The sequence below is a fragment of the Actinobacillus arthritidis genome (assembly GCF_029774155.1).
GTDB lineage: Bacteria > Pseudomonadota > Gammaproteobacteria > Enterobacterales > Pasteurellaceae > Actinobacillus > Actinobacillus arthritidis.
Genome location: NZ_CP103833.1, coordinates 1,672,776 through 1,685,908 on the forward strand (window position 1 = coordinate 1,672,776; position 13,133 = coordinate 1,685,908).

The following is a 13,133-nucleotide window of genomic DNA, read 5'->3' on the forward strand; positions in this document are numbered from 1 at the left end:
AAACAACCGCTAATTCTTAATTATTTTTATTTAACTGTGCTTCACGAGCTAATTCTTTTTTCACGCCCTGCAAAATTTGTTTTTGCTCTCGGCGAGAAAGCCAAATTAATCCTGCCACGGCTAAGAACGAAATACCATAAGAAAGCCACACATAAAAACCGTATTTATCCATCGCTAAAAATTCAGCGAATGAATTAAACTGAAACGTTAATGTCATTATTTACTCCTATTTTACGTGATTGCTGACTAATGCTTTTACCCACGGACGTTTACGCTCATCATTTAATAAAGCGATGCGATAACGCCAAATACTGAACCATGCCGTAAAAATTAAACTCCCGAAAATCGCCAACAATAACGGAATTAACATTTCCACCGCCATTGACGGTTTATCTAATTTAGTAATTGTCGCCCCTTGATGTAAGGTATTCCACCACTCTACTGAGAAGTGAATAATCGGTAAGTTAATCACACCGACAACAGATAATACCCCAGCGACTTTCGCTCCAGTTTGTTTATCTTGGAAAGCAGAGTAAAGTGCCATTACACCGATATAAAGGAAGAAAAGGACTAACGCTGAGGTTAAGCGAGCATCCCATACCCACCAAGTTCCCCACATTGGTTTACCCCAAATCGCACCGGTTGCCAAAGAAATAAAAGCAAAAACCAATCCGATTGGTGCCATTGAAATCATTGCCAAATTTGCTTGGCGAATCTGCCACACTAATGCGACTAATGCCGCTACCGCCATTGAACCATATACGCCCATCGACCAAATTGCCGCCGGCACGTGAATAAAGATAATACGGTAGCTCTCACCTTGTTGGTAATCCTTAGGTGCAAAACCGAGTCCCCAAACAAAGGCTACTGTTAACATCATAAAACTTAACCAACCTAATACAGGTTGAATTTTCCCCAGTAATCGGTATTGTGTTTCCGATTTCGCATAGGGATGAAGCCACTTCCACATAACATCTCCAAATTACAAAAAGACTAAAAAATTTAACCGCTTTATTGAAGGCTGATTCGCAACGCCCCTGCGATGGCAAAAGGGGAAAACGTCAGAGTTAACGCTAAAATCGCCCCAATGATCGCTAATTGACCACTGTATCCCATATTTAACGTTGCCGCTTCCAATACCGCGGCAGACAAAAATCAATACCGGCAGAAATAAAGGTAAAATCAGCAAACTTAATAATGTTCCACCTTTACGCAAACCAACGGTCAAGGCGACACCGATTGCACCTAAACAGCTCAGAATTGGTGTGCCGAGTAATAAAGTTAAGACTAACGCCCACCAAACTTGTGTTTCTAAAGACAGTAAAATTGCCGCAATGGGTGAGAGTAAAATTAAAGGTAATCCAGTTAAAAGCCAATGAGCGATGACTTTAGCCAAAGCCACTTGCGGTAAACCGACCGGCGACAACATTAACTGCTCTAGCGAACCATCTAAATAATCATCACGAAATAAGCGTTCAAATGAAAGCAATGCTGAAAGTAATGCCGCAACCCACGCCACACCCGGTGCAATTTTGCCCAATAATTCTGGATTCGGTCCCATTAATAAGGGAAATAGAGTAATAACAATCAAAAAAAACCATAACGGATTTAAAATTTCCGCCGGTTTTCTAAAAGCGATAGTTAATTCACGCTGAATAATAGTCAACAAAATCATAGTTTAAATTGATCCAAAGATAAGATGCTCACCCGATCACTTTCAGCCGTTTGGTGACTGGTAAAAATAACCATTCCACCATGCTCACAATGTTGCTCAATATGAGCAATTAAATCCGCGACACCTTTCTTATCTATCGCGGTAAAAGGCTCATCTAAAATCCAAAGTTTTTGCTTAGTCAGCCATAATTTTGCCAAAGCGACACGGCGTTGCTGACCGGCAGAAAGATGCGAACAGGCTAAATCTTCACGTCCAATTAATCCCACCTTGTCCAACGCATGCCATAGTGAATCGTTATCTAATGGAAGCCCTTGAATTTTCTGATAAAAACGTAAATTTTCCCAAGGCGAAAGTTCAGGTTTTACACCCGCGTGATGGGCAAGATAAAATAGCTCGGCATAATATTCATCACGTTGTTTTTGAATCGGCACGTTATTCCACAAAACCTCACCTTCAGCAGGTACTGCAAGTCCAGCTAAAATACGTAATAAACTGGTTTTACCTATCCCATTATGTCCTTCGATCTGTACCCATTCCCCTGTGCTAACAGAAAAATCACAATGCTCGAATAAACGATTCTCGCCTCGTTCACAAGCCAAATTGGAAATAGTCAGTAAATTGCTATGTATCATAACGATGAATAAGAAAGAAAAGATAGGCAGAGTTTAACATAAGAGCGGAATTTAACGTAGTTATATCATTACTACTTTAGAGGTAATAAGCGGTTGAATTTCAGCATTTTTTTGCAAAAATTGATAGGAATCAAACCGCTTTACAAACCGAGAATTTCTTTCACAAAAGGGACGGTTAATTTGCGTTGAGCCTGCAGAGAAGCACGATCTAAACGGTCTAACTCAGTAGATAATGTCTGTAAATCTCGATCTAAACGTTTAAGTAGAAAATTCGCCACCTCATCGGAAAGATCCATGCCTTTTTGGTAAGCCCTACGTTGTAAAATCGTGCGTTTTTGTTCATCATTCAAATCATACAAATGATATACCTCACCCCACGTTAGACGAGAACGAAGATCCGGCAAAGAAACCTTTAGCTGATTTGGAGGGCAATCTGCACTGATCAGCAACAATGTTTTATGTCCGTTACCAAATAAACTTTGTTGCTCACGAATTAAATTAAAAAGATCAAAAATAGCGAGTTCCCATTCCTCATTACCTACAATCGCCTGAATGTCATCTAAACAAATCACATCCAACTGATTCGCATTATCCAACACCATTGGCGAAAAATACTGAGATTTTTCTAAAGGAATATAGCTTGAAGTTTGTTGATTGAGCAGATAATGATTACTGACCGCTTTTAAAAGATGACTTTTACCGCTACTCTTCCCACCCCAAATATAGAAAAACGGTCGCTGTACATCGATAAAATTTTGACGCAATGAATCCAACAGCACCAAACTGTTTTCCGCATAAAAATTCTCAAAGGTTTCATCATCAACTTGATGAATCGGTAACAAAAGTTGTAATGACATTCTATTCACACTAAATGCAAACTAAATTCTTTATTTTTCATATTAGTAATATGACTTGTCGCTAATCCCTTATCTGTAATAAGGTCTGAGAAATGATTTAAATGCACAGCACAAAATAATGAATATTTTCCATATTTACTGCTATCTGCTACTAATACTTTACGTTTAGCATTTTGAGCTAATAACATTTTTAAATATGCTTTTTCTTCTGTAGGAGCTGTAACACCTTTTTCCATACTCCATGAATTACAACTTACAAATGCAATATCGGGATAGATATTTTGTAAAAAATTCTGACCATGATTTCCAATACATGATTGACTGCTATTATCAATCCTACCTCCGGTCATAATCACTTCAATTTGTTTATATTCAGATAATAGTAAAGCGATATGTAAATCTGTCGTAATAACTCTAAGTGTCATATGAGCAATTTTCTTCGCTATACACAATGTCGTTGTGCCTGCATCCAAAACAATAGAATCCCCAGGAGAAATAAGAGAAACAGCATACTCTGCAATCCTATCTTTCTCCGCAATATATTGTAACTGTTTTTCGTTAGTCGTTGGTTGATGAGGAATAAATTGATTAAGACTAATACCGCCATGTGTACGTAAAATCGTACCTTCATTACTTAATTTAACTAAATCACGTCTAATCGTTGCTGGTGAAGCATTGGTCACTTTTACTAATTGATCTACAGTTGCAATACTGTGATTCTTTAAAAAAAGAATTATTTGGTCTAATCTATCATTCACAATAATATTTCCCAGCTAGTTATTTATAGCTTAATCTTAAAGGTTTTTATATAAATAAACCATTAGTAGAATGGTATTTTCTAGCTTGAATATCAAAAAAGAGGTTAGATTCTTTCAAATCCAACCTCCTTCACCACTAAAAATAGCACCTATAATTCCATAATAGAATTTAAAAGTTTTCTATCTCCAAATCCCCCTGATTTAGTTAATACTTTCATACCTTGATATCTACCTCGTTTAATAATACACAGTGGCACACCCGCTACAACCGAATGTAACACCTGCATCTCAGTAATATTCAGCAATGAAAGTAATGCAATTGCACCATCACCACCAAATAAAATCAAACTGTCAAACTTTTCATTATCTAAGCAAAACTTACTTAAGTCAGCCAAATGTTGAGAAATTTCTTTTGCCGTATCAATAATATCTTTTACTTCCGCATTAATTACTTTAGCCGGATTAGCTCGAATGATAACATTATCTTTACTAAACCGAATTAAAGCATTTAATTGTAATTTTAATGCGTGTTCGGATTGTACATAGTTTAACAATTGTGATGGAGATGGATTAAATACTATCGATTTGCCTCCCGTAGTCGAAATATACTCATCAACTTGAGTCTGACTTGTCTCGTGAATAGAAGTTACAACAACTAAACTCCTTCCCAAATTTAAACTAGCCATATTGGTTAATTGAGTATTTGATGATTTTAATTTTTGGGCTAATCCTGCAGATCCAACAGGAATAATGTGACTACCCAACTGATTAATCACATTTGAAATAGTTTGAAGATCTTCCTGAGTTACAGCATCAATAACTATTTGATCATATGGCGTTTCTTGAATTAATGAATAAAGATTTTCTTCACTATCACAAGAAATAATCAATGAATTCGGCAATAATTCCTGCATAGAAGATGATAAAACAGGACAAATAGGATCCCTACCGGATGCCGCTTCATTTACGGGAATCTTATCAACATAAAGATGACCATTTTCTATTGTTCTACCCATTTCCGGATAAGCTGGACAAATAATTGCTTTTGCATTTTGATAAATACTCTTCCATGCATCTAGTGCTCCTTCTATTTGATAGCGAACTGAACCTCGCATTGTCGAATCAATTTTAAGATAAATTTGATCTATTCCACTATTTCTAGTCGCTAATACGACAGCTCTAGTTTTATCTTTCGCTTTCATTCCTAATGCTCTAACATCTGTGGAAACAGTAAATACTTGAGCATTAGTTAAATCCGCATTTTCTAAAGAGTAAACATCCGTTTCTAAAATAGTATCAAATCCTGCTTCTGCAAACATTACTCCTGTATCATTTGCACCTGTTAAGTCATCCGCAATAACTAATAATGTTTCCGTTTTCATACATTTTCCCCTGTCTGTTCCGTTAAGCCTCCTTGTCTTTTTAAGACCCAAGTCGCAAATAAAGGAGCAAGAATTGCCGATACTAAAACAGCCGCGCAATTTGTGCTGTTGCAGTTTGTACAAAAGGAGCTAAGCTAGGATCTGCCTGAGCAACAATCTCCGGTGTAATAATTGCATTTCCTGCTGTCGTACCAGTCGCAAAGCCAATACCAGACTGATTTCCTCGTCTAAGAATTACTTTATATCCGATAAAGACTAATAATCCGGTAAATAATGAAGCAACAATACCTAAAACAATCCCTGTTGCACCTCCTGTTACTATTGATTGCAAATTAATTCCTGTTCCAAGAGCAAATGCAAAGAAAGGGATCACTATTGCACCGGTAGGCTTCATTAAATTGGTCCATTTTGGATCTAGATTCCCTACAACCATACCAACAATTAATGGAATAACTGCCGCTAACATCAGGGATAATGGAATATCTGCTAATCCAGATACACCTAAAAATAATAGAACAAAGAATGGACCGTCATTTACAGCTGAAGCAACATAAGCTCCTTTATCTCGATAGTCTCCATATTTTCCTGTAAACGCTAACCAAATTCCTCCATTCGAATTAGCAACAACAGTTAACATAGCCAATAATGAAATTCCCATAACACCATCTGTTCCAACCCAAAGTCCAAGTAAAATAACTAATGCAAACAGGAATAATCGTTTTGAATAAGAGAATAACACCTGTATGTGCTAGAACAGGTCCAGAACTACGAACTGTAATTTGCATACCTGTTGCAAAAATTAAAAGTGCAATTAAAGGACCAGCTGAAGATTTAAAAAGAGCAGTTGTAAATGATCCTAATCCCAAAAATTCTGGAAAGAATGTACCAATAATAGAACCTAAAATTAAAGGAATAACCATTGAACCACCTGGAATTTTATTCATTCCGTCATATAGTGGAATAAGTGTTTTTTCAGCATAAGAAAATTGAATAGACATAATAATTCTCCCAGGATTTATTTATTTGCGAATTTAATATTTGCCATCTTAGCGACGAGATATAAGGCTTCTGTCATACTTCGACTATCAGCAATACCTTGCCCCGCAATAGGAAATGCTGTTCCATGATCTACTGACGTTCTTATAAAAGGTAATCCAACAGTAACATTCACTCCTGTATCAAATCCTAGTAATTTAATTGGGATATGCCCTTGATCATGATACATCACGACAACAATATCGAACTCATTTAAATTTGTTGCTCTATGAAATAATGTATCCGGCGGAATAGGTCCTATTGCATTAATACCTAATGTTTTAGCTTCTTGGATTGCAGGAAGAATTTCTTTTTCATCTTCATCTCCAAACATTCCATTTTCACCTGAATGTGGATTCAGCCCGGCAACAGCCACTCGAGGTTCTTTAAAACCTAACGTCTTGGCATTTTCATGTGCTAACTCTATAACTTTTAAAACACGTTCTTTTTTAACCAAATCGCATGCTTTTCTGAGTTGAACGTGTGTAGTTACATGAATAACTCTTAATTTTTCACTGACAAGCATCATAGAAAAATCTTCTGTTTGACTTAATGTAGCTAGTATTTCTGTATGCCCAGGAAACATTTTTCCACCTGCATGTAGTGCTTCTTTATTTAAAGGAGCGGTGACAATAGCGTGAATATTTCCAGATAACGCTAATTGAACAGCCTTTTCAATATAATCGTAAGCGCTTTCCCTGCTAAAGGGCTAACTTGGGAAAAAGGTAGATTTGCTGGAAGATTATCTAAATCAAGTAGATCGATTACACCAAATTCGCCATAAGCATCTGATATATCAGTAATGACGCGTAATTTTAATGTAGAACCAATAATTGTTAATGCTCGTTGCATAATCTTACAGTCGCCGATTACTACCGGCTGAGCCAACTCATAAATTCTATTATCCTCAAGAGATTTAACGATAACTTCAGGTCCAATCCCTGCTTGCATCCCCCATTGTGATCCCTAATATTGGTTTCATATTTTCCTCCCCTATCTTTCAATAGTGATTAAAATTAATCAGAAAAATAATAAAATTTTCCTGACAGGATTAAATCATGATTGATTCATAACCTTATGATTGAAATATATCATATAAAATTGAAATAAACTGTGATACATCTCACAAAAATGATTAATTTTAATCATCAAGAGTAAATTAAAACTAAATAGAGAATATTCTCACCTAAAATTAAACCACAAGCTAAAAATAGTAATAAGGCAATTAGAATTGTAAGCGGTTAAATTGAGCCAAAGATCGGCAAGATTCTCTCAGACAAGCTTAAATATCATCTAGTTCAATTTATACGTTGTGTTATTGAGGTTCTTTGTTTTAAGGGATTGTGTTCTAATTGAAATGATGTGTTGTAAGGATCTGTTGAACAACCGTTATTATCCGTATAAGCATTACAATGTAAGATGTGAGTATAAAGTCATAACAATGATTTTTTGCGTATGAAAAGTACCCCAAGCTAAGAATAGAAACGTTATTTAAAGTTCTGAAAGATAGAAGACAGAGATTAAGAAATGGGTATGGAAATATGGCAAAATAGCAAAAACCCCGTAGTTATCTCTAACTACAGGGTTCCTTATGCTTCTTCGCTTTCGCACTAAATTCAATCTGGCGATGCCCTACTCTCACATGGGGAAACCCCACACTACCATCGGCGTTACTGCGTTTTACTTCTGAGTTCGGAATGGAATCAGGTAGAGCCACAGCACTCTGGTCGCCAGAATATTCTGTTGATGACCTTTGTCTATTTAATCTGTCTTTTGATTTATTCTTTAAATTCGAAACAAGCCGTTCACTGATTTTTTCATCTTCTTTAGTTTTTAGTCTTTATTAGCATTTCACTTCACGTTATGCCCAAAAACACTTGAGCGTTGTATAGTTAAGCCTCTCGGGCAATTAGTATGTGTTAGCTCAACGTATCACTACGCTTACACACCACACCTATCTACGTCGTAGTCTCCAACAACCCTTACCGACTTATAGTCGGGGAGAACTCATCTTAAGGCAAGTTTCGTGCTTAGATGCTTTCAGCACTTATCTCTTCCGCATGTAGCTACCCAGCAGTGCCTCTGGCGAGACAACTGGAACACCAGTGATGCGTCCACTCCGGTCCTCTCGTACTAGGAGCGACCCCTCTCAATTCTCCAACGCCCACGGCAGATAGGGACCGAACTGTCTCACGACGTTCTAAACCCAGCTCGCGTACCACTTTAAATGGCGAACAGCCATACCCTTGGGACCTACTTCAGCCCCAGGATGTGATGAGCCGACATCGAGGTGCCAAACACCGCCGTCGATATGAACTCTTGGGCGGTATCAGCCTGTTATCCCCGGAGTACCTTTTATCCGTTGAGCGATGGCCCTTCCATTCAGAACCACCGGATCACTATGACCTGCTTTCGCACCTGCTCGACTTGTCTGTCTCGCAGTTAAGCTTGCTTATACCATTGCACTAACCTCACGATGTCCGACCGTGATTAGCAAACCTTCGTGCTCCTCCGTTACTCTTTGGGAGGAGACCGCCCCAGTCAAACTACCCACCAGACACTGTCCGAGACCGCGTTCCGCAATCTTCGTTAGAACATCAAACGTTAAAGGGTGGTATTTCAAGGACGCCTCCACAATCACTGGCGTGACTGCTTCAAAGGCTCCCACCTATCCTACACATCAAAATTCAATGTTCAGTGTCAAGCTATAGTAAAGGTTCACGGGGTCTTTCCGTCTAGTCGCGGGTACACCGCATCTTCACGGCGATTTCAATTTCACTGAGTCTCGGGTGGAGACAGCCTGGCCATCATTATGCCATTCGTGCAGGTCGGAACTTACCCGACAAGGAATTTCGCTACCTTAGGACCGTTATAGTTACGGCCGCCGTTTACTGGGGCTTCGATCAGGAGCTTCTCTTTCGATAACACCATCAATTAACCTTCCAGCACCGGGCAGGCATCACACCCTATACGTCCACTTTCGTGTTTGCAGAGTGCTGTGTTTTTAATAAACAGTTGCGACCAGCTGGTATCTTCGACCGGTTCAACCTTCAGCGGTAAACGCTTACAATCTACGCCGGCGCACCTTCTCCCGAAGTTACGGTGCTATTTTGCCTAGTTCCTTCACCCGAGTTCTCTCAAGCGCCTGAGTATTCTCTACCTGACCACCTGTGTCGGTTTATAGTACGGTTTAGTATAACCTGAAGCTTAGTGGCTTTTCCTGGAAGCGTGGTATCGGTTACTTCATCTCCGTAGAGACTCGTCATCACTTCTCGGTGTTAACGGAATTCCGGATTTGCCTAAAATTCCCACCTACCGGCTTAAACAGACATCCAACAGTCTGATAACCTAACCTTCTCCGTCCCCACATCGCAGTTATACCAAGTACGGGAATATTAACCCGTTTCCCATCGACTACGCTTTTCAGCCTCGCCTTAGGGGCCGACTCACCCTGCCCCGATTAACGTTGGACAGGAACCCTTGGTCTTCCGGCGAACGAGTTTTTCACTCGTTTTGTCGTTACTTATGTCAGCATTCGCACTTCTGATACGTCCACCAAACTTCTCAATTCAGCTTCATCCGCTTACAGAACGCTCCCCTACCCAACAATGTTTCCATTGATGCCGCAGCTTCGGTGACTAGTTTTAGCCCCGTTACATCTTCCGCGCAGGCCGACTCGACTAGTGAGCTATTACGCTTTCTTTAAATGGTGGTCGCTTCTAAGCCAACATCCTAGCTGTCTAAGCCTTCCCACTTCGTTTCCCACTTAACTAGTACTTTGGGACCTTAGCTGGCGGTCTGGGTTGTTTCCCTCTCCACGATGGACGTTAGCACCCACCGTGTGTCTCCTGAGTATCACTCTTCGGTATTCGCAGTTTGCATCGGGTTGGTAATCCGGGATGGACCCCTAGCCGAAACAGTGCTCTACCCCCGAAGGTGTCCGCTCAAGGCTCTACCTAAATAGATTTCGGGGAGAACCAGCTATCTCCCGGTTTGATTGGCCTTTCACCCCCAGCCACAAGTCATCCGCTAATTTTTCAACATTAGTCGGTTCGGTCCTCCAATTAGTGTTACCCAATCTTCAACCTGCCCATGGCTAGATCACCGGGTTTCGGGTCTATACCTTGCAACTCAATCGCCCAGTTAAGACTCGGTTTCCCTTCGGCTCCCTTATTCAGTTAACCTCGCTACAAAATATAAGTCGCTGACCCATTATACAAAAGGTACGCAGTCACCCCACAAAGAGGCTCCCACTGCTTGTACGTACACGGTTTCAGGTTCTATTTCACTCCCCTCACTGGGGTTCTTTTCGCCTTTCCTTCACAGTACTGGTTCACTATCGGTCAATCAGGAGTATTTAGCCTTGGAGGATGGTCCCCCCATCTTCAAACAGGATTTCTCGTGTCCCGCCCTACTTATCTCAAACTTAGTACCACTATCAATTTTTCGAATACGGGACTATCACCCTGTGTCGTTGAGCTTCCCAGCTCATTCTCCTAAATCGAATGCTATCGTTTGAAGGCTCCTCCGCTTTCGCTCGCCGCTACTCACAGAATCTCGGTTGATTTCTTTTCCTCGGGGTACTTAGATGTTTCAGTTCTCCCGGTTTGCCTTATTAAGCTATGTATTCACTTAATAATAGTAGATTCTTCATCTACTGGGTTTCCCCATTCGGATATCTTGGATTAAACGCTTCTTATCAACTCATCCAAGCTTTTCGCAGATTAGCACGTCCTTCTTCGCCTCTGATTGCCAAGGCATCCACCGTGTACGCTTAGTCACTTAACTATACAACCTCAAATGTTCTTATTCTTTCAAACTTCACATTTGACGTTAGTTTTTAAACTAAACACTTGACTGCTTTTGTTCAGTCAAGATTTTTTAACTACTCAGACTTTCAATGTATTCATTATCACTTTCGCTTTAACGAACTTGAAAAATCTCTCAGTTTTTCAGCTTGTTTCCAATTTTTTAAAGAACAATTTAGACAACAAAAGTCATCTTTAAATGGCGTCCCCACGGGGATTCGAACCCCGGTTACCGCCGTGAAAGGGCGATGTCCTAGGCCTCTAGACGATGGGGACAACATTTAAAGATGCTCTCCACTTTGCCATTTGAGCACATTATTCTACGTTAAATACCGTTATTTTTCAATAACTTTTTAAATCACTTAACATAAACGCTCATTCATTCATCAAACAATCTGTGTGAACACTTGCAGTCGCTCAATTCTTGGTAAGGAGGTGATCCAACCGCAGGTTCCCCTACGGTTACCTTGTTACGACTTCACCCCAGTCATGAATCATACCGTGGTAAACGCCCCCCTTGCGGTTAAGCTATCTACTTCTGGTACAACCCACTCCCATGGTGTGACGGGCGGTGTGTACAAGGCCCGGGAACGTATTCACCGCAACATTCTGATTTGCGATTACTAGCGATTCCGACTTCATGGAGTCGAGTTGCAGACTCCAATCCGGACTTAGACGTACTTTGTGAGATTCGCTCCATGTCGCCATATTGCTTCCCTCTGTATACGCCATTGTAGCACGTGTGTAGCCCTACTCGTAAGGGCCATGATGACTTGACGTCATCCCCACCTTCCTCCAGTTTATCACTGGCAGTCTCCTTTGAGTTCCCGGCCGAACCGCTGGCAACAAAGGATAAGGGTTGCGCTCGTTGCGGGACTTAACCCAACATTTCACAACACGAGCTGACGACAGCCATGCAAAGACCTGTCTCAAAGTTCCCGAAGGCACAAACTCATCTCTGAGTTCTTCTTTGGATGTCAAGAGTAGGTAAGGTTCTTCGCGTTGCATCGAATTAAACCACATGCTCCACCGCTTGTGCGGGCCCCCGTCAATTCATTTGAGTTTTAACCTTGCGGCCGTACTCCCCAGGCGGTCGATTTATCACGTTAGCTTCGGGCACCAAACTTAAAGTCCAATCCCCAAATCGACAGCGTTTACAGCGTGGACTACCAGGGTATCTAATCCTGTTTGCTCCCCACGCTTTCGCACATGAGCGTCAGTACATTCCCAAGGGGTCGCCTTCGCCTTCGGTATTCCTCCACATCTCTACGCATTTCACCGCTACACGTGGAATTCTACCCCTCCCTAAAGTACTCTAGTTGACCAGTATGAAATGCAATTCCCAGGTTAAGCCCGGGGCTTTCACATCTCACTTAATCAACCGCCTGCGTGCCCTTTACGCCCAGTTATTCCGATTAACGCTCGCACCCTCCGTATTACCGCGTACGCTGGCACGGAGTTAGCCGGTGCTTCTTCTGTAGTTAACGTCAATTACCAAATCTATTAAATTTGATACCTTCCTCGCTACCGAAAGAACTTTACAACCCGAAGGCCTTCTTCATTCACGCGGCATGGTCGCATCAGGGTTCCCCCCATTGTGCAATATTCCCCACTGTCGCCTCCCGTAGGAGTCTGGACCGTGTCTCAGTTCCAGTGTGGCTGGTCATCCTCTCAGACCAGCTAGAGATCGTCGGCTTGGTAGGCCTTTACCCCACCAACTACCTAATCCCACTTGGGCTCATCTCATGGCATGTGGCCTTGCGGTCCCACACTTTAATCCGAAGATATTACGCGGTATTAGCTACAGTTTCCCGTAGTTATCCCCCTCCATGAGCCAGATTCCCAAGCATTACTCACCCGTCCGCCACTCGTCAGCAAATTAGCAAGCTAATCCCTGTTACCGTTCGACTTGCATGTGTTAAGCCTGCCGCCAGCGTTCAATCTGAGCCATGATCAAACTCTTCAATTCAAAAAGTTTAATCGCTC

At 41.0% G+C, this 13,133-nt stretch carries 6 protein-coding genes, 1 tRNA gene, 3 rRNA genes and 3 pseudogenes; all 13 read right to left on the reverse strand.

What is annotated here, in order from left to right:
• Positions 1-16 precede the first annotated feature (16 nt).
• The 13 genes and pseudogenes from ccmD to NYR89_RS07875 all read right to left on the reverse strand — a co-directional run bounded on the left by ccmD (position 17) and on the right by NYR89_RS07875 (position 13,116).
• Positions 17-217, reverse strand: a complete 201-nt coding sequence (gene ccmD, locus NYR89_RS07810; protein WP_279445381.1) for a heme exporter protein CcmD — start codon at positions 215-217, stop codon at positions 17-19.
• A 9-nt stretch (positions 218-226) separates the two neighbouring features.
• Positions 227-970 (reverse strand): heme ABC transporter permease, encoded by a 744-nt coding sequence (locus tag NYR89_RS07815; protein ID WP_279445382.1) that lies wholly within the window; start codon positions 968-970, stop codon positions 227-229.
• 41 nt (positions 971-1,011) lie between these two features.
• Positions 1,012-1,675 (reverse strand): annotated as a pseudogene (ccmB, locus tag NYR89_RS07820) (heme exporter protein CcmB).
• The gene (gene ccmA, locus NYR89_RS07825; protein WP_279445384.1) at positions 1,672-2,307 is read right to left on the reverse strand and encodes a cytochrome c biogenesis heme-transporting ATPase CcmA; all 636 of its coding nucleotides are present in this window, start codon (positions 2,305-2,307) and stop codon (positions 1,672-1,674) included. The pseudogene ccmB and the gene ccmA overlap by 4 nt, the downstream one beginning before the upstream one ends.
• Before the next feature lie 140 nt (positions 2,308-2,447).
• Positions 2,448-3,164, reverse strand: coding sequence for a DnaA regulatory inactivator Hda (gene hda, locus NYR89_RS07830; protein ID WP_279445385.1), 717 nt, complete (start codon positions 3,162-3,164; stop codon positions 2,448-2,450).
• 5 nt (positions 3,165-3,169) lie between these two features.
• Positions 3,170-3,925 (reverse strand): DeoR/GlpR family DNA-binding transcription regulator, encoded by a 756-nt coding sequence (locus NYR89_RS07835; RefSeq protein ID WP_341536371.1) that lies wholly within the window; start codon positions 3,923-3,925, stop codon positions 3,170-3,172.
• Positions 3,926-4,071: 146 nt separating this feature from the next.
• Positions 4,072-5,304, reverse strand: a complete 1,233-nt coding sequence (locus NYR89_RS07840; RefSeq protein WP_279445387.1) for a four-carbon acid sugar kinase family protein — start codon at positions 5,302-5,304, stop codon at positions 4,072-4,074.
• Positions 5,301-6,248: pseudogene (locus NYR89_RS07845) on the reverse strand (2-keto-3-deoxygluconate permease). Before NYR89_RS07845 ends, NYR89_RS07840 begins: the two are co-directional and overlap by 4 nt.
• A 71-nt stretch (positions 6,249-6,319) precedes the next feature.
• Positions 6,320-7,321: pseudogene (pdxA, locus tag NYR89_RS07850) on the reverse strand (4-hydroxythreonine-4-phosphate dehydrogenase PdxA).
• A gap of 637 nt (positions 7,322-7,958) precedes the next feature.
• Positions 7,959-8,074: ribosomal RNA gene (gene rrf / locus NYR89_RS07860) — 5S ribosomal RNA — on the reverse strand.
• 153 nt (positions 8,075-8,227) lie between these two features.
• Positions 8,228-11,127 (reverse strand): 23S ribosomal RNA (locus tag NYR89_RS07865).
• A 220-nt stretch (positions 11,128-11,347) separates the two neighbouring features.
• Positions 11,348-11,423, reverse strand: a tRNA-Glu gene (locus NYR89_RS07870).
• A 152-nt stretch (positions 11,424-11,575) separates the two neighbouring features.
• Positions 11,576-13,116 (reverse strand): 16S ribosomal RNA (locus NYR89_RS07875).
• The 16S, 23S and 5S rRNA genes sit together here with 1 tRNA gene alongside, the layout of an rRNA operon.
• Between the last annotated feature and the right edge of the window lie 17 nt (positions 13,117-13,133).